The organism is Acidovorax sp. GW458-11-26-14-TSB4 (assembly GCF_059423865.1).
Window position 1 is genome coordinate 1 of the sequence record NZ_JBWKYR010000010.1, and the last position, 26,298, is coordinate 26,298.

The following is a 26,298-nucleotide window of genomic DNA, read 5'->3' on the forward strand; positions in this document are numbered from 1 at the left end:
AGCGGAGTTCGAAGAACGTAGCGAGTTCCGCGACGCCACCCCAGGACCGAGCATCGCAGGTTGCCCGTAGCGAAGCGGAGGGACGCAGACAGCGGGGCGCCTTTTCTTTGCCTACTTTCTTTTTGCGCAAAAAGAAAGTAGGTGCGCCGCCGGGCGCACATCCCGGCTCCCGCCCTTAACAAAGGCATACGGCCAATAAAAAACCTCAGTGCCGCGAACCGGCTGCCCGACGACTGGCCAGCCAGGCAATGATCTCCCCCATGATCCCGCGGCGGAAGGCCAGCACACAGATCACGAAGATCAAGCCAGTGACCATGGTGACCGACTCACCCAGCGTCTTGAACCATTCGACACTGGTGAGCGCAGCCAGCAGGTTGCCGAACTCACCGATCTTGTTCTCCAGCATCACCACCACCGCCGACCCGATCAGCGGACCGGACAAAGTCCCCAACCCGCCCACCAGCGTCATCAGGATCACCTGCCCTGACGCCGTCCAGTGCACATCGGACAGCGTGGCAAAACCCAGCACCACGGTCTTGAGCGAACCCGCCAGCCCGGCCAGGGCGGCCGAGAGCACGAAGGCCAGCAGCTTGAAGCGGTGCGTGTCGTAGCCCAGCGAGATGGCGCGCGGCTCGTTCTCCTTGATGCCCTTGAGCACCTGGCCGAAGGGGGAATGGATGGTGCGCACGATGAGCAAAAAGGCCAGCACCACGATCACCAGCGCCACGTAGTACATGACCAGGTCGTTCTGCAGGCTGATGATGCCGAAGAGCTTGCCGCGCGGCACGCCCTGCAGTCCGTCCTCGCCGCCGGTGAACGGCGCCTGCAGGCAGGCGAAGAACAGCATCTGGGCCAGGGCCAGCGTGATCATGGAGAAATAGATGCCCTGGCGGCGAATCGCCAGCCAGCCGAAGAGCAGGCCCAGCAGCGCGCCGCCGGCCGTGCCCAGCAGCAGGCCGACTTCGGGCGTCAGGCCCCAGACCTTGATGGCGTGGCCGGTCACGTAGGCGGCGCCCCCCAGGAAGGCGGCGTGGCCGAAGGACAGCAGGCCGGTGAAACCGAGCAGCAGGTTGAATGCGGAAGCGAACAGTGCAAAGCACATCAGCTTCATCACGAAGACGGGATAGGCCCCCAGGAAGGGTGCAGCGATCAGGCCCAGCAGCAACAGGCCGTAGCCGATGGGGGCGATGTTGTTCTTGAAGTTCATGCGGACAGGCCCCGGGCTTATTTCTCTTTGCCGAACAGGCCGGCGGGGCGGATGAGCAACACGATGACCATGATGACGAACACCACGGTGGACGATGCCTCGGGATAGAACACCTTGGTGAAGCCTTCGATGACGCCCAGGCCCAGGCCCGTGAGGATGGAGCCCATGATGGAGCCCATGCCCCCGATCACCACCACGGCGAAGACCACGATGATGAGGTTCTGCCCCATGAGCGGCGTGACCTGGTAGACCGGCGCGGCGAGCACACCGGCAAAGGCCGCAAGGGCGGCGCCGAAGGCATAGGTCAGCGTCACCATCACCGGCACATTGATGCCGAAGGCCTCGACCAGGCGGGGGTTCTCGGTGCCGGCGCGCAGGTAGGCACCGAGCTTGGTCTTCTCGATCACGTACCAGGTGGCCAGGCACACCACCACCGAGGCCACCACCACCCAGGCGCGGTAGTTGGGCAGGATCATGAAGCCGAGGTTGGTCGCGCCCTCGAGCAGCTCGGGCGTGTCGTAGCCCAGGCCCGAGACGCCGTAGATGGAGCGGAACACCCCCTCGATCAGCAGCGTGAGGCCCAGCGTGAGCAGCAGCCCGTACAGATGGTCGAGCTTGTAGATCCAGCGCAGCAGCAGGCGCTCGATCACCACCCCGAACACCCCCACCACCAGCGGCGCCAGCACCAGCATCCACCAGTAGTTCAGCCCCAAGTAGTTCATGGCCATCCAGGTGATCAGTGCCCCCGTCATGAACAGCGCTCCATGCGCAAAGTTGATGACGTTGAGCAGGCCGAAGATCACGGCCAGCCCCAGGCTGAGGATTGCATAGAAGGATCCGTTGACCAGCCCCAGAAGGAGCTGGCTCAACAGGCCTGGCAATGAGACACCAAAGATTTCCATGGGCGAAGGCGGCAGCAGGTGCGAAGGAGGTCGTTCAGGTCCGTGGACGAGGGCTTATTTCCAGAGCGGGCACTTGCTCTCGGCCTTGGTGGTGAACACCGTGTCGCCGGGCAGCTTCTTGACGAGCTTGTAGTAGTCCCAGGGCTTGGTCGATTCCGAAGGCTTCTTCACCTCCATGAGGTACATGTCGTGCACGTAGCGGCCATCGGCACGCAGTTGGCCCGAGCCGAAGAAGTCGTTCATCTTCATGCCGCGCCAAGCGGTCATGACCTTGTCGGCATCGACGCTCTTGGCAGCGTCCACGGCCTTGAGGTAGTTCATGGTGGCCGAGTAGTCGGCGGCCTGGATCTCGGTGGGCATGCGCTTGGTCTTCTCGAAGAAGCGGGCCGAGAACTTGCGCGTCTCTTCGTTCAGGTCCCAGTACCAGCTGGTGGTGAACTGCAGGCCTTCGGTGTTGCGCAGGCCCAGGCTGTGCACGTCGCTGATGAAGATCAGCAGGCCGGCGAGCTTCATGCTCTTGCCGATGCCGAATTCCTTGGCGGCCTTGATGGAGTTGATGGTGTCGCCGCCGGCGTTGGCCAGGCCCAGGATCTGGGCCTTGGAGTTCTGTGCCTGCAGCAGGAAGGACGAGAAGTCCGAGGCATTGAGCGGATGGCGCACGGCACCCACCACGTTGCCGCCCTTGGCCTTGACCACGGTGGTGGTGTCGGCTTCGAGCGCATGGCCGAAGGCATAGTCGGCGGTCAGGAAGTACCAGCTCTTGCCGCCCGTGTCGACGATGGCCGAGCCCGTGCCCTTGGCCAGCGCCACGGTGTCATAGGCATAGTGCACGGTGTAGGGCGAGCACTGTTCGTTGGTCAGCGCCGAGCTGGCCGCGCCGTTGTTGATGTAGACGCGCTTCTTCTCCTGCGCGACCTTGGCCGTGGCCAGGGCCGTGCCAGAATTGGTGCCGCCGAAGACCATGGTCAGGCCCTGGGTGTCGATCCACTCGCGCGCCTTGGAGGCGGCGATGTCGGCCTTGTTCTGGTGGTCGGCGCTCAGCAGCTCGATGGGCATGCCCAGCACCTTGCCGCCGAAGTCGTCGATGGCCATCTGGATGGCCAGCGCACCGTTCTTGCCTTCCACGTCGGCGTACAGGCTGGACATGTCGGTGATGAAACCGATCTTGACCTTGTCCTGCGCGTGCGCAGCCGAGGTCGCAAGACCGGCGGCGCCCAGCATCAGGGCCAGCGCTTTGAGTTGGTTCTTCATGGTTTGTCTCCTGTAGGTGTGGTGGTGGTGAAGAATCGGTTGAGGGGATGGGATCAGACGCCCAGCAGCTCGGTGAGCACCGGCATCTTGGCTTCGAGCTCGGCGGCGCCGAACTTCTCGACGATGCGGCCGTGCTCCATGACGTAGAAACGGTCGGCCAGCGGCGCGGCAAAGCGGAAGTTCTGCTCCACCATGACCACCGTGTAGCCCTTCTCGCGCAGCATGGTGATCATGCGCGCCAGGGCCTGCACGATCACGGGTGCCAAGCCTTCGGAGATCTCGTCGAGCAGCAGCAGCTTGGCCCCGGTGCGCAGGATGCGGGCCACGGCCAGCATCTGCTGCTCGCCGCCGGACAGGCGCGTGCCCTGGCTGTTCTTGCGCTCGGCCAGGTTGGGGAACATGGCGTAGATCTCCTGCACCGACATGCCGGGCGTGCCGGTCTTGAGTGCGGGGGGCAGCAGCAGGTTCTCTTCGCACGAGAGGCTTGCGAAGATGCCACGCTCTTCGGGGCAGTAGCCCACGCCCAGGTGGGCGATGCGGTGCGTGGCCATGGCCACGGTTTCCACGCCGTTGATCTTGACCGAGCCCTTGCGCGCCCCGGTCAGGCCCATGATGGCGCGCATGGTGGTGGTGCGGCCTGCGCCGTTGCGGCCCAGCAGGGTCACGACCTCGCCAGGTTGGACCACGATGTCCACGCCGTGCAGCACATGGGATTCGCCGTACCAGGCTTCGAGGCCCTTGATTTCCAGCGCAGGCACGCCGTTGTTGATTGGGGGATTTGCCATCTCAGTTATCCATTGCGCTACGCGCCACCTGCTGCCTACGAAACCGGCACGCACAAGGCCAGTGCCCCCGCGCAAGGGCCGCCCCGCCGTGCTGGGGGCGTCCCCCTCCCGACTCGCGCAGCGAGTCGAGAGAGGGGGAAGGCGCGAAGCGACTCAGGGGGAGCTTCATTCAATGCGCTCCCTGGAGTTGGCCGTCGGTGGTGCCCATGTAGGCTTCCATCACTTGCGGGTTGTTCGAGACCTCGGCATACGGCCCTTCGGCCAGCACGGCGCCGCGCTGCAGCACGGTGATGCAGTCGGCGATGGTGGAGACCACCTTCATGTTGTGCTCCACCATCAGGATGGTGCGGCCCGCAGAGACCTTCTTGATGAGCTGGGTGACGCGGTCCACGTCCTCATGGCCCATGCCCTGGGTGGGCTCGTCGAGCAGCATGAGCTCGGGCTCCATGGCCAGCGTGGTGGCGATCTCCAGCGCGCGCTTGCGGCCGTAGGGCAGGTTGACGGTGACTTCGTCGGCGATGTCGGCCAGGCCCACTTCGGTGAGCAGTTGCATGGCCCGATCGTCGAGCTGGTGCAGGCTGCGCTCACTGCGCCAGAAGTGGAACGAGGTGCCGAGCTTGCGCTGCAGGCCCAGGCGCACGTTCTCCATCAGCGTGAGGTGCGGGAACACGGCCGAGATCTGGAACGAGCGGATGACACCGCGGCGCGCGATCTGCGCGGGCTGCTCGCGCGTGATGTCATGGCCGTTGAAGCGGATGCTGCCCGAGGTCGGTGTCAGGAACTTGGTCAGCAGGTTGAAGCAGGTGGTCTTGCCTGCGCCATTGGGACCGATCAGCGCATGGATGGAACCCCGGCGCACGGCCAGGTTCACATCGCTGACTGCGGTGAAGCCCTTGAACTCTTTGGTCAGGCTGGTGGTTTCGAGGATGACGTCGCTCATTGCGCCTTGGCTGCTCCGTGGTGTGCGGTGTGGGAGAGCCTTGCTGCAAGGTCTCCATGCATGCTTATTTGTTGTTGCAACGCATCGTATGCGGGGGCGCCCCCGGGCAGATACTGGGACTAATGCCTATGTATAAACGCCTAGGTGACAGCGCGGGGCCGCGAGCGCGGCTCCAAGGGCATGCTCGTATACCCGGATGCCCCCTCTGAAACAGGGCGCAGCAACTGGGTGCGCCACCAGTTTGGCGACCGGCCCCGCGGGAACCACAGGCTGACTTTTTACTGACTGGTGGGCAGCCGCCCGCCGGCCTCCGCATGCGGCGCGCCGCCGCCCTACACTGCGCGCATGGCATCCACTCCCTCCTCCCCTGCGCGCGGGGCACCGCGCTCCCTGACCGGCCTGCTTCCGTTTCTGCGCCCGTACAGCGGGCGCATTGCCCTGTCCGGCGTGTTCCTGCTGCTGGCGGCGCTGGCCACGCTGGCCTTTCCCATCGCGCTGCGCACCCTGGTCGATGGCGGCCTGGTCAGCGCCGACCGGGGCGAGCAGGCCATGGCGCTGCGCAACCACTTCGAGGCCCTGTTCGCCGTGGCCATTGCGCTCGGCGTGTTCTCGGCCGGGCGCTTCTACATGGTGAGCTGGCTGGGTGAGCGCGTGACCGCCGACCTGCGCAATGCGGTCTACGGCCATGTGCTGCAGCAGAGCCCGCAGTTCTTCGAGACCACGCAGACCGGGGAGGTGCTCTCGCGCCTGACGGCGGACACGACCCTGGTGCAGACGGTGGTGGGCTCGTCGCTGTCGATGGGGCTGCGCAATGCGGTCATGGGCATCGGCGCGCTGGCCATGCTGGTGTGGACCAATCCCTACGTGATGTCCTGGGTGCTGCTGGCCATCGTGCTGGTGGTGGTGCCCACCATGTGGATCGGGCGGCGCGTGCGGCGCCTCTCGCGCGACAGCCAGGACCGCGTGGCCGACTCGAGCGCCATCGCGGCCGAGGTGCTCAACGCCATTCCCGTGGTGCAGAGCTACACCGCAGAGCGGCGCGAGGCCCAGCGCTTCAACCAGGCCACCGAGAACGCCTTCCACGTGGCCGTGCGGCGCACCCTGTCGCGCGCGGTGCTGGTGGCCTTCATCATCATCGCCAATGCGGCCCTGCTGCTGTGGGGCCTGTACCAGGGCACGCAGGCCGTGCTGGCCGGCCAGATGACAGCCGGACACCTGGGGCAGACCGTGGTCTACGTGATTCTGCTGGCCGGCTCCGTGGCCGTGCTCGGCGAGGTGTACGGCGACCTGCTGCGCGCGGCCGGTGCCACCGAGCGACTGATGGAGCTGCTGGGCAGCCGCTCGCCGGTGACCGAGCCTGCGTCGCCTGTGGTCCTGCCATCCACGGGCCAGGGCCTGGCCGTGGAGTTCGACCAGGTGAACTTCCGCTACCCGTCACGGCCCGAGCAGCCGGCGCTGCAGGATTTCGATCTGCGCCTGGCCGCCGGTGAAACCGTGGCCCTGGTGGGCGCCAGCGGCGCCGGCAAGACCACCGTGTTCCAGCTGCTGCAGCGCTTTTATGACGTGGAGGCGGTCGCAGCGGGTACCGGCGGCCCGCAGGGATCGATCCGACTGAACGGCACGGACATCCGCGCCCTGTCGCTGACCGAACTGCGCTCGCATGTGGGTGTGGTGCCGCAGGACGCCGTGATCTTCTCCTCCTCGGCCATGGAGAACATCCGCTACGGGCGCCCGGATGCCAGCGACGAAGAGGTCATGGCCGCCGCGCGCTCGGCCTTTGCGCACGACTTCCTGATGGCCTTGCCCGAGGGCTATGCCACCTTCCTCGGGGAACGCGGCGTGCGCCTGTCCGGCGGCCAGCGCCAGCGCATCGCCATCGCACGCGCCATGCTCAAGAACCCGCCGTTGCTGCTGCTCGACGAGGCCACCAGTGCACTCGACGCGGAGAGCGAGCGCATGGTGCAGGCGGCCCTGGACACGGCCATGCAGCGCCATACAGGCCAGCGCACGACGCTCGTGATCGCCCACCGCCTGGCCACGGTGCAGAACGCCGACCGCATCGTGGTGCTGGAACATGGCCGCATCGTGGAACAGGGCACCCATGCCGATCTGCTGGCGGCCGATGGCATCTATGCGCGGCTGGCGGCGCTGCAGTTCACGGCGTAAGCCGCTCGGCGGGGCCTCAGGTGCCCTGCCGAGCGGCGGACGGGGTACCCGGGTGTCCGTGGGCCAGGACGAGGCCCAGCGCCGGCCTTGCGCTCCAGGCCATGGCCGGCGTGCCGGCGCTGCGTGCGGGATGAAGATGGTTGGCCATGGCGCACTCCTCAGGCCCGTGACGTGCCAGCCGGCGGGAGCACCTGGGCGGTGGGTCCTGGCAGGCACGCGAGTCCCTCGAGCGTCGCCTGCACCGCCTCGTCCAGTGGTGTGTGCGGCTCCTGGCCCAGCACGGCCTTCAGGCGCGTGTTGTCCATGGCCACCGGCTGGCGCCACAGGTAGCGCATCTCCAGCAACTCGCGCAGGGTCGGCACGAACGGCGCGGCCAGCCGCACCAGCCACCAGGGGAATGCGCGCACCTTCGGCTGTTTACCGCTGCGGCGCTGCACCACGCGGCGGATCGCCGCGGCCATTTGCGCGCCGTCCGCGTCCCAGTGCCCGGCCATGTGAAAGACGGCAAAGGGCGGCAGCGCAGCACGGCGGTCCAGCAGCGCGACCATGGTGCGGGCCACGTCGGGCAGGTAGGACCACTGGTGGCCCACGCCCCGGTCGCCCGGCAGGCTGACGGCGCTTACGGGCCGGCCCGGCTTGACCAGGCCTTGCGCAAACCAGCTGTTGCCGACCTGGGGGCCGAAGAAGTCGCCGGCGCGCACGACGATCACCCGCGAGCCCTGCCGGCTCGCAGTCTCCAGGCGGCGCTCCAGCTCCACGCGGATGGCGCCTTTGCGGGTGGCTGGCTGCTGCGGCGAGGTCTCTGCCAGCAGCGGGAACGCGTCGGGCCCGTAGTTGTAGACCGTGCCGGGCAGCACGATGGTGGCGCGCTGCGCGATCGCGGCGGCCACCGTGTTGTCCAGCATGGGCAGCACCAGCTCGGCCCAGCGCAGGTAGCCCGGCGGATTGACGGCATGCACGATGACGGAGCAGCCCTGCGCGGCGTTCAGCACATCGGCCGGGTTCATCGCATCGCCGCGCAGCCAGACCAGGCCGTCGCGCAGTTCCCGCTCTTGTGCCAGGCCACGCTTCAGCGCGCGCACCTGCCAGCCGGCATCGCGCAGCTGGCGTGCCACCTCGCCGCCGATGCCCCCCGTGGCACCGAGCACCAGGGCGATGTTCTGATTTGCGTTTTCCATGACTTCTCTCCAGTGAACCGTGTTGCGATGGGGGAATTCTGGGCGCGGGGTAGAACAAAAGAAATTACCCAACATAGCTCACCAGCTATACATTTATGCATGGACAAGGAAATCAGGTGGGAGCTGTACCGCAGCTTTCTGGGGGTGCTGGTGGAGGGTTCGCTCTCTGGCGCGGCGCGGGCTTTGGGTATCACCCAACCCACCGTGGGCAGGCATGTCCAGTCGCTGGAGAAATCACTGGGGTTTGCCCTCTTCACACGCACGCAGACGGGCCTGCTGCCGACCGAGGCGGCGCTGGCCCTGCGCGGCCATGCCGAGGCGATGCGCAGCACCGCCGCGGCGCTGCAGCGCGCCGCCGAGAGCCAAGGCGAGGGCGTGAAGGGCACGGTGCGGGTATCGGCCAGCGAAGTCATCGGCGTCGAAGTGCTGCCGCCCATCGTGGCAGGGCTGCGCGACGCCTACCCGCAGCTCAGGATCGAGCTGGTGCTGACCAACCGGGTGCAGGACCTGCTGCACCGCGAGGCCGACATCGCGGTGCGCATGACCAGCCCGAAGCAGGACGTGCTGGTGGCCCGCCGCGTGGGCACCGTGGAGCTGGGCCTGCATGCCCACCAACGCTATCTGGACCGGCACGGCACTCCGTCACAGCCCGGCGACCTGGCGGGCCATGCGCTGATCGGGTTCGACGAAGAAACGCCCTTTCTGCGTGCGGCCGCCAAGGCAGTGCCCGCGCTGTCGGGCTGGACGCGGCGCAACTTCACGCTGCGCACCGACAGCGACCTGGGTCAGCTGGCGCTGCTCAGGGCAGGTTGCGGCATCGGGGTGTGCCAGGTGGCCCTGGCTCGGCGCGATCCAGACCTGGTGCGGGTGCTGCCCGGACATTTCACGCTGCCGCTGCACACCTGGGTCACGATGCACGAGGACCTGCGCGACAGCCCGCGCTGCAGGGTGGCGTTCGATGCCCTGGTCACGGGCCTGTCATCCCACATGTCCTGAGCGCTGATTCGGATCCGCCCCGCGCCTTTTCACACAGCGGCCCTGGCCTGAGCGGGCAAGGCGGTCTTCAGTGCAGCGTTTCCTTGGCGGTGACCGGCAAGGGCAGCGGCAGCACGGCAATGCCCTCGTCGAGCAGTTGGGCGGCCTCATCGGGCGTGGCCTGGCCGCGGATGGCACGCTCCTCGGTCTCGCCGTGGTGCATGCGCCGGGCCTCGTCGGCAAAACGCTCCCCCACGTCTTCGGTGTTGGCGGCGATCTTGCGCGCCAGCTCCAGCCAGGCGGCCTGCAGGGCCGGCGGCAAGGCCACGGAATCCTGGCTGCCGGGGGTGCTGCCTGCCTTCGCCGGCTGGGCCGAGGCCTGTGGAGCCGGCGGTTTGGCGCCCAGGTTCAGGCGGGGAGCGCTCAGGCGCTTGGAAATGCCGGAGTCGCCGCAGAAAGGGCATTGCACCAGACCACGCTGGTTCTGGCCCTGGAAGTCGTCCTCCGAGGCGAACCAGCCCTCGAAGACATGGCCCGCGTGGCAGTGCAGGTCGAGCACTTTCATGGTCGGAGGGGTCGCAGTGAGGAAGGGAGAAAGGGCTGCCGGCCTTCAGCCGTGGCGGCGCAGCAGGTAGCGGTAGACGAATCCGGGAAAGGCCAGGGTCAGGAACAGCGTGCCGGTGATGGCATAGAACTCCCAGCCCTGCGGAGCGATCTGCCCGGCGCGGCGCTCCAGCAGCAAGGCCAGGCCGCCGACGAGGAAGTAGGCCAATACGAGTTCAGCGATACGAACCGGCAGGCCCTTCTTGGGCTGAGCCACCGGCCCCACCACAAGCCAGCGCTGGTTGGCAAAGGGCAGGTTGGCGGCGATCAGCGCCGCCACGATCACCAGCCAGACGGAGCCGGTCAGGGACACGGGAGCAGTCCTGGGGCAGTGCTCAGGTCGCCAGGGCGCGCACGACGGCTTCGGCGCACAGGGCCATCAGGCCGCCGGGCAGCAGGCCCAGCACCAGCACCAGGGCGCCGTTGATGGTGAGCACCACGCGCACGTCCACAGGTGCCGAGACGCTGGTGGCCGTGAGCGGCGCATCGAAGTACATGACCTTGACGACGCGCAGGTAGTAGAAGGCGCCGATCAGCGACATGATGACCGCGAATACCGCCATGGCGATGTAGGCCGCCTGGCCCGAGGCCACCAGTGCCTGCAGCACCGACAGCTTGGCGTAGAAGCCGACCATGGGCGGAATGCCGGCCATGGAGAACAGGCACACGGCCATCACGGCGGCGTACAGCGGGCTGCGCTGGTTCAGGCCGGCGAAGTCGGCGATCTCTTCGCTCTCGAAGCCTTCGCGCGCCAGCAGCAAAATCACGCCGAAGGCGGCCAGGGTGGTCAGCACATAGCTCACCACGTAGAACATCGAGGCGCTGTAGGCGTTCTCGACCGCAGCGGCTTCCACATTGCCGTTGACCACGCCGGACATCAGTCCGAGCAGCACGAAGCCCATCTGCGAGATGGTGGAGTAGGCCAGCATGCGCTTGAGGTTGGTCTGTGCGATGGCCGCGAGGTTACCCACCAGCAGCGAACCGATGGCCAGCACCCCGAGCATCTGCTGCCAGTCGATGGCCAGGGGCAGCAGGCCGTCCACCAGCAGGCGGATGGTGATGGCGAAGGCGGCCAGTTTGGGCGCGCCGCCGATCATCAGCGTGATGGCCGTGGGGGCACCCTGGTAGACGTCGGGAATCCACATGTGGAAGGGCACGACGCCGAGCTTGAAGGCCAGGCCGGCCACCACGAACACCAGGCCGAACACCAGCACCTGGTGGCGGATCTGGCCGGAATTGACGGCCTTGAACACCTGGCCGATGTCGAGCGAACCCGTAGCGCCGTAGACCATGGACAGTCCGTACAGCAGGAAACCGCTGGCCATGGCGCCGAGCACGAAGTACTTCATCGCCGCTTCGGTCGCAGTGGCGTTGTCGCGGCGCAGGGCCACCAGGGCATAGCTCGACAGGGTCAGCAGTTCCAGGCCCAGGTAGAGCATGAGGAAGTTGTTGCCCGAGATCATGATGAACATGCCCAGGAGCGCGAACATCGACAGCGTGAAGATCTCGCCGCCGCGCATCATGTCGCGGTCGGCCGCATAGGGACGGCCATAGACCAGGGTGACCATCACGGCCACGGTGGCGAAGCACTTGAGCCAGTTGCCCATGGAGTCGCTGACCACCATGTTGCCGAAGCCGTAGAAGGTGCTGCCGGTGCTGGCATACATGGCCTGCAGGGCGGCCACCAGGGCCAGCGTGAGCATGGTCAGCACGTAGGTGGCCGTGCGGCGGGGGCTCTTGACGCCCAGGTCCACGAGCGCGATCACGCAGCCCATGACCAGAAGGACGATCTCGGGGTAAATCGCAAGCCAGCTGATGTTGTCAATCATCTCGAATCTCTCAGTTCAGTCTGGTCAGTTCAGCTTTGTCAGTGCGACATGCTTGAGCAGTTCCGCGACCGAGGTGTCCATCACGTCCGTGAAGGGGCGTGGGTACAGGCCCATGGCCAGCACGGCAATCGCCAGCAGCGACATGACGAGGAACTCGCGGCTGTTGATGTCGGTGAGTTCCTTGACGTGGTCGTTGGCCACCGGGCCCAGGTACACGCGCTTGAACATCCACAGGGTATAGGCGGCGCCGAAGATCAGGGCCGTGGCCGAGGCCAGGCCGATCCAGAAGTTGGCCTTGGTCGCGCCCAGGATCACCATCCACTCGCCCACGAAACCGGCGGTGCCCGGCAAGCCGCAATTGGCCATGGCGAACAGCAGAGCGAAGGCCGTGAAGTTGGGCATGGTGTTGACCACGCCGCCGTAGGCGGCGATATCGCGGGAGTGCACGCGGTCGTACAGAACGCCGATGGACAGGAACATCGCGCCCGACACGAAGCCGTGGGCAATCATCTGCACCAGGCCGCCGGAGACGCCCAGGTCGTTGAAGATGAAGAAGCCCAGGGTGACGAAGCCCATGTGCGCCACGGACGAGTAGGCCACCAGCTTCTTCATGTCCTTCTGCACCATGGCCACCAGGCCCACGTAGATCACCGCGATCAGCGACAGTGCGATCATCAGCCAGGCCCATTCGCGCGAGGCGTCGGGGGCGATGGGCATGGAAAAGCGCAGGAAACCGTAGGCACCCAGCTTGAGCATGATGGCCGCCAGCACGGCGGAGCCGCCGGTGGGCGCTTCCACGTGCACGTCGGGCAGCCAGGTGTGGAACGGGAACATCGGCACCTTCACTGCGAAGGCGGCGAAGAAGGCGAAGAACAGCATCGTCTGGGCCGTGGAGCTCAGGGGCAGCTTGTGCCAGGTGGCGATGTCGAAACTGCCGCCGGACTGGTTGTACAGGAAGATCAGCGCGATCAGCATCAAGAGCGAGCCGAGCAGCGTGTACAGGAAGAACTTGAACGCCGCGTAGATCTTGTTGGGGCCACCCCAGATGCCGATGATCAGGTACATCGGGATCAGCGTGGCTTCGAAGAACACGTAGAACAGGATGCCGTCGAGCGCGCTGAACACGCCGATCATCAGGCCCGACAGGATCAGGAACGCGCCCATGTACTGATTCACGCGCTCGGTGATGGCTTCCCACGAGGCGATCACCACGATCACGGTGATGAAGGCCGTGAGCGGCACGAACCAGAAGGAGATGCCGTCCACGCCCAGGTGGTAGTGCACGTTGAAGCGCTCGATCCACTCGAACTTCTCGACGAACTGCATGGCAGCAGTTCCGAGCTTGAAGCCCTGGTAGAGCGGAATGGTGACGATGAAGCCGATCACCGACCCCAGCAGCGCCAGCCAGCGCACGGCCGGCGCATGCTCATCGCGGCCGAGCGCGAGCAGCACCGCGCCGAAGGCGATCGGCACCCAGATAGCAAGACTCAACAGACCCATTTTGTTGTTTTCCTTATTTCCGGATGAGCTGCATGAAGAAGTCACCCCAGACGAACCACGTCATCAGGGCAAACACACCCAGGATCATCACCAGGGCGTAGTGGAAGATGAAGCCCGTCTGCACCCAGCGCACCACGCCGGAGATACCGCGCACCACTTTCCAGGAGCCATTGACCAGCGCACCGTCGATGATGGCCTGGTCGCCACCCTTCCACAGGCCGGTACCCAGGGCACGCGCACCGCGCGCCAGGATGTTCTCGTTGATCCAGTCGAGGTAGTACTTGTTCTCGAACAGGGTGTAGATCGGCATGCACATGCGCTTGATGGCGGCGGGCAGGGCCGGGTTCACCATGTACATGTAGTAGGACAGGGCCACGCCGGCCGCGGCCAGCCAGAACGGCGCGGTCTGCAGGCCGTGCACGGCCATGGCCACGGGGCCGTGGAAGATCTCGGCCAGCTTGGCCATGGCGGGGTGCTTGGCCGCGTCGACAAAGATCACGTCCTTGAAGAAGTCGCCGAACAGCATGGGCTGGATGAACAGGAAGCCCACCACCACCGAAGGAATCGCCAGCAGCACCAGCGGCACTGTCACCACCCAGGGGGACTCGTGCGGATCGTGGTGGTGGTCGTCATGGCCGTGGCCATGGTCGTCGTGGTGCGCATCGTGGTGTGCGTCGGGGTTCTGGTCGTAGCGTTCCTTGCCGTGGAAGACCAGGAAGTACATGCGGAACGAGTAGAACGCGGTGACGAACACACCGGCCAGCACCGCGAAGTGGGCGAAGTGCGCAGCCGGCAGGTGGCTGAAGTGCACCGCCTCGATGATGCTGTCCTTGGAGTAGAAGCCCGAGAACAGCGGCGTGCCGATCAGCGCCAGCGAACCGAGCAGCGAGGTGATCCAGGTGATGGGCATGTACTTGCGCACGCCGCCCATAAAGCGGATGTCCTGGTTGTGGTGCATGCCCATGATGACCGAGCCGGCACCGAGGAACAGCAGCGCCTTGAAGAAGGCGTGCGTCATCAGGTGGAACACGGCCACCGAGTAGGCCGAGGCACCCAGCGCCACGGTCATGTAGCCGAGCTGGGACAGCGTGGAGTAGGCCACCACGCGCTTGATGTCGTTCTGGATGATGCCCAGGAAACCCATGAACAGCGCCGTGATGGAGCCGATGATCAGGATGAAGTTGAGCGCGGTGTCCGACAGCTCGAACAGCGGCGACATGCGCGAGACCATGAAGATGCCGGCGGTCACCATGGTGGCCGCGTGGATCAGTGCCGAGATGGGGGTCGGGCCTTCCATCGAGTCGGGCAGCCAGACGTGCAGCGGGAACTGGGCGGACTTGCCCATGGCGCCGATGAACAGGCAGATGCAGATGACGGTGATCAGCATCCAGTCGGTGCCGGGGAACGGCAGGCCGCCGAGCTCGCCCGACTTGGCGAAGATCTCGCTGTAGTTGAGCGTGCCGGTGTAGGCGGCGATCAGGCCGATGCCCAGGATGAAGCCGAAGTCGCCCACGCGGTTGACCAGGAAGGCCTTCATGTTGGCGAAGATGGCCGTGGGCTTGTTGAACCAGAAGCCGATCAGCAGGTAGGACACCAGGCCCACGGCTTCCCAGCCGAAGAACAGCTGCAGCAGGTTGTTGCTCATGACCAGCATGAGCATGGAGAACGTGAACAGCGAGATGTAGGCGAAAAAGCGGTTGTAGCCCTCGTCCTCTTCCATGTAGCCGATGGTGTAGATGTGCACCATCAGCGACACGAAGGTCACCACCACCATCATCATGGCGGTGAGGCTGTCGATCAGGAAGCCCACTTCCATCTTCAGGCCGCCCACCACCATCCAGGTGTAGAGCGTCTCGTTGAAGCGCGCGCCGTCGACCGCCACGCTCTTGAGCGTCATGGCCGACAGGATGAACGCCACCAGCACGCCCAGGATGGTCAAGGTGTGGCTCAGCCGGCGGCCGATCCAGTTGCCGCCGAAGGTCGTGCCGAAGATGCCGGCCAGCAGTGCGCCCGCCAGCGGTGCCAGCGGCACGGCCAGGAGCGTTGAAGCAGAGAGGGTTTGACTCATTCTTGAGAACCTTGGGAATTCGGGTGGCTCATCAACCCTTGAGGGTGTTGAGGTCTTCCGCGTTGATGCTGGACTTGTTGCGGAACAGCAGCACCAGAATGGCCAGGCCGATGGCCGACTCGGCCGCGGCCACCGTCAGGATGAAGAACACGAACACCTGTCCGTGCATGTCACCCAGGTAGTGCGAGAACGCCACGAAGTTCATGTTCACGGCCAGCAGCATCAGCTCGATGGCCATGAGCAGCACGATCAGGTTCTTGCGGTTCAGGAAGATGCCGATCACCGCGAGCGCGAACAGCATCGCGCCCAGCGAAAGAAAATGTCCCAGGGTCAACGTCATGGCTTCTTCTCCTCGGCGGCGGGCTCGGCAGGCGCTTCAGGCACGGCCTTTTGCGTGGCGGCGACCTTCACCACTTCCAGGCGATCGGCAGCGCGCACGCGGATCTGCTCGGACGGGCTGATGGCCTTGCTGTCCTTGCGCTGGCGCAGGGTCAGGGCAATGGCGGCGATCATGGCCACCAGGAGGATGACGGCGGCGATCTCTACAGGGTACAGGTACTGGGTGTACAGCAGCTTGCCCAGCTCCTTGGTGTTGGAGTACTGCACGACCTTGCCGGCCGCATCGAGCACGACCGCTGCGGCCTTGGGCTCTTCCATGCCGCGGAAACCGCCCATCAGCACGGCGGCCATTTCCAGGGCGATCAGCGCGCCCACGAAGGCGGCAAGCGGGAAGTGCTTCCAGAAGCCCTTGCGCACGGTGTCGATGTGGATGTCCAGCATCATCACCACGAACAGGAACAGCACCATCACCGCGCCCAGGTACACCAGCACCAGGGCGATGGCCAGGAACTCGGCCTTGAGCAGCAGCCACACGGCCGCCGCCTGCGAGAAAGCCAGGATGAGGTAGAGCACCGCATGCACGGGGTTGCGTGCGGTGATCACCCGGAAGGCTGCAAACAGCAGCACGACCGAGAAGAGGTAGAAGAAACCAGTCTTGGCGTCCATGAATCAGGTCTTTATAGAAAGTCTGGCGACGGGATGGATGGGATCGCGACCGCTTGCTCAGCGGTACTTGGCGTCCGCAGCCTTGGCTGCGGCAATCTCACCCTCGTACCGGTCACCGACCGCCAGAAGCATGTCCTTGGTGAAGTACAGGTCGCCACGCTTTTCGCCGTGGTATTCGAAGATGTGCGTCTCGACGATCGAGTCCACCGGGCAGCTCTCTTCGCAAAAGCCGCAGAAGATGCACTTGGTCAGGTCGATGTCGTAGCGCGTGGTGCGGCGCGAGCCGTCGTCACGCACATCGGATTCGATGGTGATCGCCATGGCGGGGCACACGGCCTCGCACAGCTTGCAGGCAATGCAGCGCTCTTCGCCGTTGTCGTAACGGCGCAGGGCATGCAGGCCGCGGAAACGCGGCGACAAAGGCGTCTTCTCTTCAGGGAACTGCACGGTCACCTTGCGGCGAAACGCGTAGCGGCCCGTCAGGGCCATGCCCTTGAGCAGCTCCACGAGCATGAAGCTCTTGAAGAAGTCCTTGAACGAAAAAGGTGCGGCAGCAACAGCAGCAGTCATGTGTGTCCCCGCTTACTTCCAGATGTTCCATGGCGAGAGCAACCACCCGCCGACGATGAGCAGCCACACCAGGGTGACCGGAATGAAGATCTTCCAACCCAGGCGCATGATCTGGTCATAGCGGAAGCGGGGGAAGGTGGCGCGGATCCAGATGAACATGGACACCACGACGAAGGTCTTGATGCCCAGCCAGATCCAGCCCGGGATCCAGTTGAACAGCACGCTGTCGATGGGCGACAGCCAGCCGCCCAGGAACATCAGCGCTGCCAGGATGGACACCAGCCACATGCTGGCGTATTCGGCCAGGAAGAACACGGCAAAGCCCATGCCCGAGTACTCGACCATGTGGCCGGCCACGATTTCGGCTTCGCCTTCGACCACGTCGAAGGGGTGGCGGTTGGTCTCGGCCACGCCGGAGATCAGGTAGACCAGGAAGATCGGCAGCAGCGGCAGCCAGTTCCAGGACAGGAAGGACAGGCCCATGTCGGCCGCCATGCCACGGCCCTGCGACATCACGATCTCGGTCAGGTTCATGCTGCCCGAGACCATGATGACCACCAGGAAGCAAAAGCCCATGGCGATCTCATAGCTCACCATCTGTGCCGAGGCGCGCAGCGCGCCCAGGAAGGCGTACTTGGAGTTCGATGCCCAGCCGGCGATGATCACGCCATAGACTTCGATGGAGGTAATCGCCATCACCAGCAGCAGGCCCGCATTGACGTTGGCCAGGGCCACATCGGGGCCGAAGGGAATCGCCACCCACGCGGCCAGCGCGGGCATGATGGCCATCAACGGGCCCAGTACGAACAGGCCCTTGCTGGCGGCCGCCGGCTGGATGATTTCCTTGGTCATCAGCTTCAGGCCGTCGGCCAGAGGCTGCAGCAGGCCCATGGGGCCCACGCGGTTGGGGCCGTGGCGCACCTGCATGAAACCGAGGAGCTTGCGCTCCCACAGCGTGAGGTAGGCCACCGCGCCCATCAGGGGCGCGACGATCACGACGATCTTGAGCAGGATCCAGAGCACGGGCCAGGCCGCGCCCGTCCACCATGCGAAGGGCAGGAGGTTCAGCCCGCCGTTGTACAGCGCGTCGATCATGCCGCCACTCCTTCACCGGCCGCCATGCGGGCATCGGCCGTCAATTGCAGCGAGGTGGCGCGGCGCACCAGACCATCGAGCTGGTAAATCGAAGCGACAGCGGGCTCGGCCACGCTGGCCGCGCCTGCAGCAGCAGGCACCTGGCCCACGGCATTGGACAGCTGCTCGGCCGGCAGCATGGCCAGCTTGCCCGCAGGGGCGTTGGTGGCACGGGCCAGCACGTCCTGCGAGGTTTCGAAGTCGAAACCGGGCACACCGAGCACGTTGGCCAGCACGCGCAGCACCTTCCAGGCGGGGCGCGTGTCGCCGAGCGGGCGCACCACGGCGTGGAAGCTCTGCAGGCGCCCTTCGGCGTTGACGAAGCTGCCCGAGGTTTCGGTGAACGGGGCGATGGGCAGCAGCACGTCGCTGATGTCCATGTTGGCCTTGAACGGGCTCATGGTCACGACCATCTGGGCCTGGCCGATGGCGGCAGCGGCCTGGGCGCCATTGGCGGCGTCGAAGGCGGGCTCAGTGTTGAGCAGCAGCACGGCCTTGAGGCCGCCGGCCAGCATCTGGCCCGCGTTCAGGCCGCTGCCCACGGGGTGGGCGCCGGCGAACTGGGCTCCCACGGTGTTGGCGGCTTCCGTCAGGTAGCCGACGGTGGCGCCGGTCTGCTCGCCGATCCAGTTGGCCAGGGCCAGCAGTTGCGTGGCCTGGCTGTGGTGCGCGGCAGCGTTGCCCAGCAGCACGGCCTTGCGCTCACCGCCCAGCAGCGAGCGGGCAATGGCCAGCGCGGCTTCGGTGGCTTCACCGGCACCTGCGGGTGCGGACACGCCCTTTTCCTGGGCCACGGCGGCAGCGATGCTGCCCAGGGCCTGCAGCCATTGGCTGGCGCCCTGCAGCAGCGAGTGCTTGACGGGAATGGCCCAGTCGGCCAGGGCCGAGTCGACCACGCTGACCTGGCAACCCTGGCGGGCGGCGGCGCGGATGCGCAGTGCGAACAGCGGATGGTCCTTGCGCAGGTTGGAGCCCACCACCAGCACGCGTTGCAGCGTGGACAGGGAGGCGATGGACGTGCCGAGCCAGCGAATCCCTTCGGGCGCTGCGAATTCGGCGTTGCGCAGGCGGTAGTCGATGCTGTCGCTGCCCAGGCCGCGCACCAGGGCGGAGGCCAGGTACAGCTCTTCCAGCGTGCTGTGCGGGCTGACCAGGGCACCGATGCTGTTGGCACCGTGGTCGGCCTTGATGTTCTTGAGGCCATTGGCCACGTACTCGAGCGCGGTCTGCCAGTCGACGGTCTTCCAGACGCCGCCCTGTTTGAGCATGGGCTGGGTCAGGCGCTCGTCGCTGTTCAGCGATTCGTACGAGAAGCGGTCGCGGTCGGCGATCCAGCATTCGTTGACGGCTTCGTTCTCGAACGGAACGACGCGCATGACCTTGTGGTTCTTGACCTGGACGATCAGGTTGGCACCGGTGGAGTCGTGCGGGCTGACGGAGCGGCGGCGCGACAGTTCCCAGGTGCGGGCGCTGTAGCGGAACGGCTTGCTCGTGAGCGCACCCACGGGGCAGATGTCGATCATGTTGCCCGACAGCTCGGAGTCCACGGTATCGCCGACCACGGTGGTGATCTCGGAGTGCTCGCCGCGGTGGATCATCCCGAGCTCCATCACGCCGGCCACTTCCTGGCCGAAGCGCACGCAGCGGGTGCAGTGGATGCAGCGGCTCATCTCCTCCATGGAGATCAGCGGGCCCACGTCCTTGTGGAAGACCACGCGCTTTTCTTCCTCGTAGCGCGAGGAGGAACCGCCGTAGCCCACGGCCAGGTCCTGCAGCTGGCACTCGCCGCCCTGGTCGCAGATGGGGCAATCCAGCGGGTGGTTGATGAGCAGGAATTCCATGACCGACTGCTGGGCCTTGATGGCCTTGTCGCTCTTGGTGCGCACGATCATGCCTTGCGTCACGGGCGTGGCGCAGGCAGGCATGGGCTTGGGGGCTTTTTCCACGTCCACCAGGCACATGCGGCAGTTGGCGGCGATGGAAAGCTTCTTGTGGTAGCAGAAGTGGGGGATGTAGGTGCCGGCCTTTTCGGCTGCATGCATGACCATGCAGCCTTCGGCGACTTCTACCTTCTGCCCGTCGAGTTCGATTTCAACCATATGCGTTTCTCGCGATCAGGCGGAGGCGGAAGCCTGAGGGGTGTCTTTGCGGATCAGCGCTTCGAATTCCGGACGGAAGTGCTTGATCATGGCGCGCACCGGCATGGCCGCTGCGTCACCCAGCGCACAGATGGTGCGGCCCTGGATGTTGTCTGCCACCGAATTGAGCAGGTTCAGGTCGCCATCGCGCCCCTGGCCATGCTGGATCCGGTCGATCACGCGCCACATCCAGCCCGTGCCTTCGCGGCACGGCGTGCACTGGCCGCAGGACTCGTGCGAGTAGAAATAGGACAGGCGCAGCAGGCTCTCGACCATGCTGCGGGAGTCGTCCATCACGATCACGGCACCCGAGCCCAGCATGGAGCCGGCCTTGGCGATGGAGTCGTAGTCCAGCGTGCATTCCATGATGATGGAGGCGGGCAGCACCGGGGAGGACGAGCCGCCCGGGATCACGGCCTTGAGCTGGCGGCCCTTGCGCACGCCACCGGCGAGTTCGAGCAGCTTGGCGAACGGCGTGCCCATGGGCACTTCGTAGTTGCCGGGCTTTTCCACGTCGCCCGAGACCGAGAAGATCTTGGTGCCGCCGTTGTTGGGCTTGCCGCACTCCAGGTAGGCCTGGCCGCCGTTGCGGATGATCCACGGCACGGCCGCGAAGGTCTCGGTGTTGTTGATGGTGGTGGGCTTGCCGTACAGGCCGAAGCTGGCGGGGAACGGCGGCTTGAAGCGCGGCTGGCCCTTCTTGCCTTCGAGCGATTCGAGCAGCGCGGTTTCTTCGCCGCAGATGTAGGCGCCGAAGCCGTGCGCAGCGTGCAGCTGGAAGCTGAAGCTGCTGCCCAGGATCTTGTCGCCCAGGTAGCCGGCGGCGCGCGCCTCTTCGAGCGCTTCCTCGAAGCGGTCGTAGGTCTGGAAGATTTCGCCGTGGATGTAGTTGTAGCCCACGGAGATGCCCATCGCGTAGGCCGCGATGATCATGCCCTCGATGACGATGTGCGGGTTGAACTGCAGGATGTCGCGGTCCTTGCAGGTGCCCGGCTCGCCTTCGTCGGAATTGCAGACGAGGTACTTCTGGCCGGGGAACGAGCGGGGCATGAAGCTCCACTTGAGGCCAGTGGGGAAGCCCGCACCGCCGCGGCCGCGCAGGCCCGATTCCTTGACGGTGGCGATCACCTGGTCCTGGGTCAGGCCTGCGCCCTCTCCTTGTGCCAGGATCTTGCGCAGGGCCTGGTAGCCGCCGCGCGCTTCGTAGTCCTTGATGCCCCAGTTCGTGCCGTCCAGGCCCGCGTAGATCTGCGGGTTGATGTGGCGGTCGTGGAAGCAGGTCTGGACGCCCGTGGCCTGGAACTGCGAGAGGATCTTCTGTGCGGCGGTGCTCATGCTTGTCCTTCCGCAGCCCTAAGGCCGTCCACCAGCTGGTCGAGCTTGTCGTTGTCCATGAAGCTGCACATGGTGCGGTCGTTGACCAGCATCACGGGCGCATCGGCACAGGCGCCCAGGCACTCGCACTGCTGCAGCGTGAACAGGCCGTCGGGCGTGGTCTCGCCCATGGTCACGCCGAGCTTCTTCTCGAGGTGGTGCAGCGCCTTCTGGCCGTCGCGCAGCTGGCACGGCAGGTTGGTGCAGACGTTGAGCTTGTACTTGCCCGTCGGCTGCTGGTTGTACATGTTGTAGAACGTGGTGACTTCGTGCACCGCGATCTGGGCCATGCCCAGGTAGTCGGCGATCACGGCCTCGCTCTCGGCACTGACCCAGCCCTGTTCCTGCTGCACGATGGACAGGCAGGCCATCACGGCCGACTGCTTCTGCTCGGGCGGGTACTTGGCCACTTCGCGCGCAAAGCGCGCCAGCGTGGCATCGGTGATCTTGGTATTGCTGCTGCTCATCGGTCGATCTCCCCGAACACGATATCCATGGTGCCGATGATGGCCACGGCGTCGGCGATCATGTGGCCGCGCGCCATTTCATCGAGCGTGGCCAAATGGGCGAAGCCCGGCGCACGGATCTTCAGGCGGTAGGGCTTGTTGGCACCGTCGCTCACCAAATAGATGCCGAACTCGCCCTTGGGGTGCTCGACGGCGGCATAGGCCTCGCCTTCGGGCACGTGGAAACCTTCGGTGAAGAGCTTGAAATGGTGGATCAGCTCCTCCATGTTCGACTTCATGGATTCACGATCAGGCGCAGCCACCTTGTGGTTGTCGGTAATGACAGGACCGGGGTTGGCGCGCAGCCAGTCCACGCACTGCTTGATGATGCGGTTGGACTCGCGCATCTCCTGCACGCGCACAAGGTAGCGGTCATAGCAGTCGCCCGTCTTGCCCACCGGGATGTCGAAGTCCATGCGGTCGTAGACATCGTAGGGCTGGGTCTTGCGCAGGTCCCAGGCGATGCCGGAGCCGCGGATCATGGGGCCGGTCATGCCCAGGTTGAGCGCGCGCTCGGGCGGCACCACGCCGATGCCGACGGTGCGCTGCTTCCAGATGCGGTTGTCGGTCAGCAGGGTCTCGTACTCGTCCACGCAGCCCGGGAAGCGCTTGGTGAAGTCGTCGATGAAGTCAAGCAGCGAACCCTGGCGGTTCTGGTTCATGGCCTCCAGGGCCTTGGCATTCTTGATCTTGCTGACCTTGTACTGCGGCATGCTGTCCGGCAGGTCGCGGTAGACGCCGCCCGGACGGAAGTAGGCCGCGTGCATGCGCGCGCCGGAGACGGCTTCGTACATGTCGAACAGGTCTTCGCGCTCGCGGAAGGTGTAGATCAGGATGGTGGAGCTGCCGCAGTCGTTTCCGTGCGAACCGAGCCACATCAGGTGGTTGAGCAGGCGCGTGATCTCGGAGAACATCACGCGGATGTACTGCGCACGCACAGGCACTTCCAGGCCCAGCAGCTTTTCGATGGCCAGGCAGTAGGCGTGCTCGTTGCACATCATGGACACGTAGTCCAGGCGGTCCATGTAGGGCAGCGACTGGATGTAGGTCTTGTGCTCTGCCAGCTTTTCGGTGGCGCGGTGCAAGAGGCCGATGTGCGGGTCGGCGCGCTGCACGACTTCGCCGTCGAGCTCGAGCACCAGGCGCAGCACGCCGTGCGCTGCCGGGTGCTGCGGTCCGAAGTTCAGGGAGTAGTTCTTGATTTCAGCCATGGTGGGTCACGTGGGGCGACGAGCGCCTTAGTGCAGGCCTCCGTACTTGTCTTCGCGGATGATGCGCGGCGTGATCTCGCGCGGCTCGATCGAGACGGGCTCGTAGACCACCCGGCGCTGCTCGGTGTCGTAGCGCATCTCGACATGGCCGGACAGCGGGAAGTCCTTGCGGAAGGGGTGGCCGATGAAGCCATAGTCGGTCAGGATGCGGCGCAGGTCGTTGTGGCCGTCGAACACGATACCGAACAGATCGAAGGCTTCGCGCTCGTACCAGTTGGCCGAGTTCCAGAGGTCGGCAACCGAGGCCACGACGGGAAAATCGTCGTCGGCGCAGAACACCTTGACGCGCAGGCGCTGGTTCAGGCTGACGGACAGCAGGTGCGAGACCACGCAGTAGCGCGCGCCTTCGTTGACCTCGTCGGCGTAGGCCGAGTAGTCCACGCCGCACAGGTCGATAAGCTGCTCGAACTGGCAACCGGGCGCGTCGCGCAGCTGCTGCATGGCAGCCAGGTAGTCGGCGGCGGAGACTTCGATGGTGACCTCTTCGAGGGCCACATGGATCTTGCGGACCTTGTCGCCCAGCACGGCAGCGACGGTGTCCTTGATTTTTTCAGGGTGAATGGCAACAGATGTCATCATCGACCCTCAGACGCGTGCAATGGTGTTGGTGCGGCGGATCTTCTGCTGCAGCTGGATGATGCCGTAGATCAGCGCTTCGGCCGTGGGCGGGCAGCCGGGCACGTAGACGTCCACGGGCACGATGCGGTCGCAGCCGCGCACGACGGAGTAGCTGTAGTGGTAGTAGCCGCCACCGTTGGCGCACGAGCCCATCGACAGCACCCAGCGGGGCTCGGACATCTGGTCGTACACCTTGCGCAGCGCCGGTGCCATCTTGTTGCACAGCGTGCCGGCCACGATCATCAGATCGGACTGACGGGGGCTGGCGCGGAACACTTCGGCGCCGAAGCGGCCGATGTCGTAGCGGGCCGCCGCCGCGTGCATCATTTCGACAGCGCAGCAGGCCAGACCGAAGGTCATGGGCCAGAGCGAGCCGGTCTTGGCCCAATTCACCACGGAGTCATAGCTCGTGGTGATGAAGCCTTCCTTCATCACGCCTTCAATCATTGCATCAGTCCTTGTTGAAGCCCGCTGTCATTCCCAGTCGAGGGCGCCTTTTTTCCACTCGTAGGCGAAGCCCACGACGAGGATCGTCAGGAAGATCACCACAGCCACGAAACCGGCGGCACCCACCTCGTGCAGCGTGACCGCCCACGGGAAAAGGAACGCGATTTCGAGGTCGAACAGGATGAAGAGAATGGCGACGAGGTAGTAGCGCACGTCGAACTTCATGCGCGCGTCCTCGAAGGCTTCAAAGCCACACTCGTAGGGGGAATTCTTGGCGTCGTCCGGGCGGTTGGGACCGAGGACATATCCGATGACCAGGGGCACGACGCCAACGGCGATGCCGACCAGGATGAACAAGAGGACGGGGAGGTACTGATCGAGGTTCATCTGGAGGATGTGCTCACCGCTGTGGCCTGGCCCGACATGACCCTTGGCGGGTCATGCGGGGAGGCCTTTGTTTTGGTGCCGTCGGCGAGACTCGAACTCGCACAGCTTTCGCCACTACCCCCTCAAGATAGCGTGTCTACCAATTTCACCACGACGGCTGGATGTATGTGCCTGGATGGCATGAGGAACCTTGCGGTTTTGGCTTTCCAGACAATCCAGGATTCTACTCCGTAAAAACCCTGCTCCGTGTTTCAGAGCCCAAATTAGTGCAGATTATTTGGTCGGGATCTGCGCCGCGCCGGAAGCCGGCACCACGGGCACAGGAACCACCGCAGGGGCCGCACTCGATGCCGCAGACGCTGGCGCGGGCGAAGCCGCTGCAGGCGCTTCGAGCACGCTGCCAGAACTGGCGGGGCGCGCATTGCCGAAGTATGCCAGAGCCAGCGTGGCAGCGAAAAACACAGCCGCCAGCACTGCCGTGGTGCGCGACAGGAAGTTGGCACTGCCGCTGGCACCGAACAGGCTGCCCGAGCTGCCGCTGCCGAAGGCAGCACCCATGTCCGCACCCTTGCCGTGCTGGATCAGGATCAACCCGATCATCCCCAGGGCGGTCAGCATCTGCACCGCCAGAATCACGTTCACGATCACATTCATTCTCTGTTCACTCCTGATTTGGATAACTTCAGGCGCGGCCCGCAGAGGCCGCCCCCATGATCTGCAAGAAATCGCCGGCCTTGAGCGAAGCACCGCCCACCAGGCCACCATCGATGTCGGGTTGCGACAGCAGTTCGGCCGCATTCGCGGCATTCATGCTGCCGCCGTACAGCAGGTGCACGCGGTCAGCGTGCTCGCTGGCCGCGGCCAGTTGCGCACGCAGCACGGCATGCACCGCCTGGGCCTGCTCGGGCGTGGCCGTGCGGCCGGTGCCGATGGCCCAGACCGGCTCATACGCCACCACGATCTCGCTGATGCAGTGGCCATTGAGATGGATCACCGCAGCCAGTTGGCGCTTGACGACCGCCTCGGTCTCACCGGCATCGCGCTCGGCCAGGGTTTCACCCACGCAGACGATGGGCGTGACGCCCAGCGCCAGCGCGCGCTGCGCCTTGATGGCCACGACGGCATCGGTTTCGCCATGGTACTGGCGGCGCTCGGAGTGCCCCACCAGCGCGTAGCGCGCACCGAATTCCTTGAGCATGGCGGCCGACACCTCGCCGGTGTAGGCACCCTGCTCGTGGGCCGATACATCCTGCGCGGCCAGGGCAATGCCCGAACCAGCCACCAGCGCCTGGACCTGGGCCAGGTAGGGTGCCGGCACGGCCACGGCCACGTCGCACTGCACCGCAGCCGAGGCCATGCCCTGCAGCAGCGCCTGCAGCAGCGCTTCGTTGGCGGCCAGGCCGCCGTTCATCTTCCAGTTGCCTGCGATGAGCTTCTTTTTCAT

At 65.3% G+C, this 26,298-nt stretch carries 27 protein-coding genes and 1 tRNA gene; 2 read left to right on the forward strand and 26 right to left on the reverse strand.

Annotated features, from left to right (window positions below; translation table 11 throughout):
- Nucleotides 1–205: 205 nt before the first annotated feature.
- The 5 genes from AC07X5_RS19695 to AC07X5_RS19715 form a co-directional block, all read right to left on the reverse strand.
- Nucleotides 206–1,207: a branched-chain amino acid ABC transporter permease gene (locus AC07X5_RS19695; RefSeq protein ID WP_409964317.1), complete on the reverse strand. Its 1,002-nt coding sequence runs from the start codon at nucleotides 1,205–1,207 to the stop codon at nucleotides 206–208.
- 17 nt (nucleotides 1,208–1,224) lie between these two features.
- A complete protein-coding gene (locus tag AC07X5_RS19700) occupies nucleotides 1,225–2,109 on the reverse strand; it encodes a branched-chain amino acid ABC transporter permease (protein ID WP_409964318.1) in 885 nt (294 codons plus the stop codon).
- A gap of 54 nt (nucleotides 2,110–2,163) precedes the next feature.
- Complete coding sequence (locus tag AC07X5_RS19705; RefSeq protein WP_409964319.1) at nucleotides 2,164–3,360, reverse strand: ABC transporter substrate-binding protein; 1,197 nt, start codon at nucleotides 3,358–3,360, stop codon at nucleotides 2,164–2,166.
- 53 nt (nucleotides 3,361–3,413) lie between these two features.
- On the reverse strand, nucleotides 3,414–4,145 hold the full coding sequence (locus AC07X5_RS19710; RefSeq protein ID WP_494771505.1) for an ABC transporter ATP-binding protein: 732 nt from the start codon (nucleotides 4,143–4,145) through the stop codon (nucleotides 3,414–3,416).
- Nucleotides 4,146–4,314: 169 nt separating this feature from the next.
- Nucleotides 4,315–5,085: an ABC transporter ATP-binding protein gene (locus tag AC07X5_RS19715; RefSeq protein WP_409964321.1), complete on the reverse strand. Its 771-nt coding sequence runs from the start codon at nucleotides 5,083–5,085 to the stop codon at nucleotides 4,315–4,317.
- Between the two features lie 345 nt (nucleotides 5,086–5,430).
- Between AC07X5_RS19715 and AC07X5_RS19720 the strand changes: the two genes are divergently transcribed.
- On the forward strand, nucleotides 5,431–7,251 hold the full coding sequence (locus AC07X5_RS19720; protein WP_494771506.1) for an ABC transporter transmembrane domain-containing protein: 1,821 nt from the start codon (nucleotides 5,431–5,433) through the stop codon (nucleotides 7,249–7,251).
- A gap of 16 nt (nucleotides 7,252–7,267) precedes the next feature.
- Here AC07X5_RS19720 and AC07X5_RS19725 read toward each other — a convergent pair whose 3' ends face one another.
- Complete coding sequence (locus AC07X5_RS19725) at nucleotides 7,268–7,399, reverse strand: hypothetical protein (protein WP_494771507.1); 132 nt, start codon at nucleotides 7,397–7,399, stop codon at nucleotides 7,268–7,270.
- A gap of 10 nt (nucleotides 7,400–7,409) precedes the next feature.
- On the reverse strand, nucleotides 7,410–8,429 hold the full coding sequence (locus tag AC07X5_RS19730) for an SDR family oxidoreductase (RefSeq protein ID WP_494771508.1): 1,020 nt from the start codon (nucleotides 8,427–8,429) through the stop codon (nucleotides 7,410–7,412).
- Between the two features lie 99 nt (nucleotides 8,430–8,528).
- On the opposite strand from AC07X5_RS19730, the gene AC07X5_RS19735 reads away from it, so the two are divergent.
- On the forward strand, nucleotides 8,529–9,425 hold the full coding sequence (locus AC07X5_RS19735; RefSeq protein WP_494771509.1) for a LysR family transcriptional regulator: 897 nt from the start codon (nucleotides 8,529–8,531) through the stop codon (nucleotides 9,423–9,425).
- Nucleotides 9,426–9,492: 67 nt separating this feature from the next.
- Here AC07X5_RS19735 and AC07X5_RS19740 read toward each other — a convergent pair whose 3' ends face one another.
- From AC07X5_RS19740 to tpiA, 19 genes are all read right to left on the reverse strand, one after another.
- Nucleotides 9,493–9,969: a DUF1178 family protein gene (locus AC07X5_RS19740; RefSeq protein WP_494771510.1), complete on the reverse strand. Its 477-nt coding sequence runs from the start codon at nucleotides 9,967–9,969 to the stop codon at nucleotides 9,493–9,495.
- Nucleotides 9,970–10,014: 45 nt separating this feature from the next.
- On the reverse strand, nucleotides 10,015–10,320 hold the full coding sequence (locus tag AC07X5_RS19745; protein WP_409964327.1) for a DUF2818 family protein: 306 nt from the start codon (nucleotides 10,318–10,320) through the stop codon (nucleotides 10,015–10,017).
- Between the two features lie 22 nt (nucleotides 10,321–10,342).
- Nucleotides 10,343–11,836: an NADH-quinone oxidoreductase subunit NuoN gene (gene nuoN / locus AC07X5_RS19750; protein ID WP_494771511.1), complete on the reverse strand. Its 1,494-nt coding sequence runs from the start codon at nucleotides 11,834–11,836 to the stop codon at nucleotides 10,343–10,345.
- 24 nt (nucleotides 11,837–11,860) lie between these two features.
- Complete coding sequence (locus AC07X5_RS19755; protein ID WP_494771512.1) at nucleotides 11,861–13,336, reverse strand: NADH-quinone oxidoreductase subunit M; 1,476 nt, start codon at nucleotides 13,334–13,336, stop codon at nucleotides 11,861–11,863.
- Between the two features lie 13 nt (nucleotides 13,337–13,349).
- Nucleotides 13,350–15,404 (reverse strand): NADH-quinone oxidoreductase subunit L, encoded by a 2,055-nt coding sequence (nuoL, locus tag AC07X5_RS19760; protein WP_494771513.1) that lies wholly within the window; start codon nucleotides 15,402–15,404, stop codon nucleotides 13,350–13,352.
- 31 nt (nucleotides 15,405–15,435) lie between these two features.
- Entirely contained in the window at nucleotides 15,436–15,744 is a 309-nt protein-coding gene (nuoK, locus tag AC07X5_RS19765; RefSeq protein WP_005793248.1) for an NADH-quinone oxidoreductase subunit NuoK, read from the reverse strand.
- Entirely contained in the window at nucleotides 15,741–16,409 is a 669-nt protein-coding gene (locus AC07X5_RS19770) for an NADH-quinone oxidoreductase subunit J (protein WP_494771514.1), read from the reverse strand. Before AC07X5_RS19770 ends, nuoK begins: the two co-directional genes overlap by 4 nt.
- Before the next feature lie 57 nt (nucleotides 16,410–16,466).
- Nucleotides 16,467–16,979, reverse strand: a complete 513-nt coding sequence (gene nuoI, locus AC07X5_RS19775) for an NADH-quinone oxidoreductase subunit NuoI (protein ID WP_007849136.1) — start codon at nucleotides 16,977–16,979, stop codon at nucleotides 16,467–16,469.
- 12 nt (nucleotides 16,980–16,991) lie between these two features.
- A complete protein-coding gene (gene nuoH / locus AC07X5_RS19780) occupies nucleotides 16,992–18,074 on the reverse strand; it encodes an NADH-quinone oxidoreductase subunit NuoH (RefSeq protein WP_494771515.1) in 1,083 nt (360 codons plus the stop codon).
- A complete protein-coding gene (gene nuoG, locus AC07X5_RS19785; RefSeq protein ID WP_494771516.1) occupies nucleotides 18,071–20,212 on the reverse strand; it encodes an NADH-quinone oxidoreductase subunit NuoG in 2,142 nt (713 codons plus the stop codon). Before nuoG ends, nuoH begins: the two co-directional genes overlap by 4 nt.
- A gap of 15 nt (nucleotides 20,213–20,227) precedes the next feature.
- Nucleotides 20,228–21,586 (reverse strand): NADH-quinone oxidoreductase subunit NuoF, encoded by a 1,359-nt coding sequence (gene nuoF, locus AC07X5_RS19790; RefSeq protein ID WP_494771517.1) that lies wholly within the window; start codon nucleotides 21,584–21,586, stop codon nucleotides 20,228–20,230.
- Entirely contained in the window at nucleotides 21,583–22,092 is a 510-nt protein-coding gene (gene nuoE / locus AC07X5_RS19795) for an NADH-quinone oxidoreductase subunit NuoE (protein ID WP_494771518.1), read from the reverse strand. The genes nuoF and nuoE overlap by 4 nt, the downstream gene beginning before the upstream one ends.
- Nucleotides 22,089–23,342: an NADH-quinone oxidoreductase subunit D gene (locus tag AC07X5_RS19800; RefSeq protein WP_409958182.1), complete on the reverse strand. Its 1,254-nt coding sequence runs from the start codon at nucleotides 23,340–23,342 to the stop codon at nucleotides 22,089–22,091. The genes nuoE and AC07X5_RS19800 overlap by 4 nt, the downstream gene beginning before the upstream one ends.
- A gap of 27 nt (nucleotides 23,343–23,369) precedes the next feature.
- On the reverse strand, nucleotides 23,370–23,978 hold the full coding sequence (locus AC07X5_RS19805; protein ID WP_409958184.1) for an NADH-quinone oxidoreductase subunit C: 609 nt from the start codon (nucleotides 23,976–23,978) through the stop codon (nucleotides 23,370–23,372).
- A 9-nt stretch (nucleotides 23,979–23,987) separates the two neighbouring features.
- Nucleotides 23,988–24,467, reverse strand: a complete 480-nt coding sequence (locus AC07X5_RS19810; protein WP_007849129.1) for a NuoB/complex I 20 kDa subunit family protein — start codon at nucleotides 24,465–24,467, stop codon at nucleotides 23,988–23,990.
- Nucleotides 24,468–24,494: 27 nt separating this feature from the next.
- Nucleotides 24,495–24,854, reverse strand: a complete 360-nt coding sequence (locus AC07X5_RS19815) for an NADH-quinone oxidoreductase subunit A (RefSeq protein ID WP_007849128.1) — start codon at nucleotides 24,852–24,854, stop codon at nucleotides 24,495–24,497.
- Between the two features lie 73 nt (nucleotides 24,855–24,927).
- A tRNA-Leu gene (locus AC07X5_RS19820) sits at nucleotides 24,928–25,012 on the reverse strand.
- Nucleotides 25,013–25,127: 115 nt separating this feature from the next.
- Nucleotides 25,128–25,508, reverse strand: coding sequence for a preprotein translocase subunit SecG (gene secG, locus AC07X5_RS19825; RefSeq protein ID WP_494771519.1), 381 nt, complete (start codon nucleotides 25,506–25,508; stop codon nucleotides 25,128–25,130).
- A gap of 28 nt (nucleotides 25,509–25,536) precedes the next feature.
- Nucleotides 25,537–26,298: a triose-phosphate isomerase gene (gene tpiA / locus AC07X5_RS19830; RefSeq protein ID WP_494771520.1), complete on the reverse strand. Its 762-nt coding sequence runs from the start codon at nucleotides 26,296–26,298 to the stop codon at nucleotides 25,537–25,539.

Excerpts from the sequence above, each read along its gene's own strand:
- AC07X5_RS19800 (WP_409958182.1), bottom strand. The coding sequence starts at position 23,342 with ATGGCTGAAATCAAGAACTACTCCCTGAACTTCGGACCGCAGCACCCG.
- AC07X5_RS19695 (WP_409964317.1), bottom strand. The coding sequence starts at position 1,207 with ATGAACTTCAAGAACAACATCGCCCCCATCGGCTACGGCCTGTTGCTG.
- nuoE (WP_494771518.1), bottom strand. The coding sequence starts at position 22,092 with ATGAGCAGCAGCAATACCAAGATCACCGATGCCACGCTGGCGCGCTTT.
- AC07X5_RS19805 (WP_409958184.1), bottom strand. The coding sequence starts at position 23,978 with ATGACATCTGTTGCCATTCACCCTGAAAAAATCAAGGACACCGTCGCT.
- secG (WP_494771519.1), bottom strand. The coding sequence starts at position 25,508 with ATGAATGTGATCGTGAACGTGATTCTGGCGGTGCAGATGCTGACCGCC.
- nuoG (WP_494771516.1), bottom strand. The coding sequence starts at position 20,212 with ATGGTTGAAATCGAACTCGACGGGCAGAAGGTAGAAGTCGCCGAAGGC.
- AC07X5_RS19705 (WP_409964319.1), bottom strand. The coding sequence starts at position 3,360 with ATGAAGAACCAACTCAAAGCGCTGGCCCTGATGCTGGGCGCCGCCGGT.
- tpiA (WP_494771520.1), bottom strand. The coding sequence starts at position 26,298 with ATGAAAAAGAAGCTCATCGCAGGCAACTGGAAGATGAACGGCGGCCTG.
- nuoH (WP_494771515.1), bottom strand. The coding sequence starts at position 18,074 with ATGATCGACGCGCTGTACAACGGCGGGCTGAACCTCCTGCCCTTCGCA.
- AC07X5_RS19730 (WP_494771508.1), bottom strand. The coding sequence starts at position 8,429 with ATGGAAAACGCAAATCAGAACATCGCCCTGGTGCTCGGTGCCACGGGG.
- nuoI (WP_007849136.1), bottom strand. The coding sequence starts at position 16,979 with ATGACTGCTGCTGTTGCTGCCGCACCTTTTTCGTTCAAGGACTTCTTC.
- AC07X5_RS19755 (WP_494771512.1), bottom strand. The coding sequence starts at position 13,336 with ATGGGTCTGTTGAGTCTTGCTATCTGGGTGCCGATCGCCTTCGGCGCG.
- AC07X5_RS19710 (WP_494771505.1), bottom strand. The coding sequence starts at position 4,145 with ATGGCAAATCCCCCAATCAACAACGGCGTGCCTGCGCTGGAAATCAAG.
- AC07X5_RS19700 (WP_409964318.1), bottom strand. The coding sequence starts at position 2,109 with ATGGAAATCTTTGGTGTCTCATTGCCAGGCCTGTTGAGCCAGCTCCTT.
- nuoN (WP_494771511.1), bottom strand. The coding sequence starts at position 11,836 with ATGATTGACAACATCAGCTGGCTTGCGATTTACCCCGAGATCGTCCTT.
- AC07X5_RS19810 (WP_007849129.1), bottom strand. The coding sequence starts at position 24,467 with ATGATTGAAGGCGTGATGAAGGAAGGCTTCATCACCACGAGCTATGAC.
- AC07X5_RS19770 (WP_494771514.1), bottom strand. The coding sequence starts at position 16,409 with ATGGACGCCAAGACTGGTTTCTTCTACCTCTTCTCGGTCGTGCTGCTG.
- AC07X5_RS19815 (WP_007849128.1), bottom strand. The coding sequence starts at position 24,854 with ATGAACCTCGATCAGTACCTCCCCGTCCTCTTGTTCATCCTGGTCGGC.
- AC07X5_RS19725 (WP_494771507.1), bottom strand. The coding sequence starts at position 7,399 with ATGGCCAACCATCTTCATCCCGCACGCAGCGCCGGCACGCCGGCCATG.
- AC07X5_RS19715 (WP_409964321.1), bottom strand. The coding sequence starts at position 5,085 with ATGAGCGACGTCATCCTCGAAACCACCAGCCTGACCAAAGAGTTCAAG.
- AC07X5_RS19740 (WP_494771510.1), bottom strand. The coding sequence starts at position 9,969 with ATGAAAGTGCTCGACCTGCACTGCCACGCGGGCCATGTCTTCGAGGGC.
- AC07X5_RS19735 (WP_494771509.1), top strand. The coding sequence starts at position 8,529 with ATGGACAAGGAAATCAGGTGGGAGCTGTACCGCAGCTTTCTGGGGGTG.
- AC07X5_RS19720 (WP_494771506.1), top strand. The coding sequence starts at position 5,431 with ATGGCATCCACTCCCTCCTCCCCTGCGCGCGGGGCACCGCGCTCCCTG.
- nuoL (WP_494771513.1), bottom strand. The coding sequence starts at position 15,404 with ATGAGTCAAACCCTCTCTGCTTCAACGCTCCTGGCCGTGCCGCTGGCA.
- nuoK (WP_005793248.1), bottom strand. The coding sequence starts at position 15,744 with ATGACGTTGACCCTGGGACATTTTCTTTCGCTGGGCGCGATGCTGTTC.
- nuoF (WP_494771517.1), bottom strand. The coding sequence starts at position 21,586 with ATGAGCACCGCCGCACAGAAGATCCTCTCGCAGTTCCAGGCCACGGGC.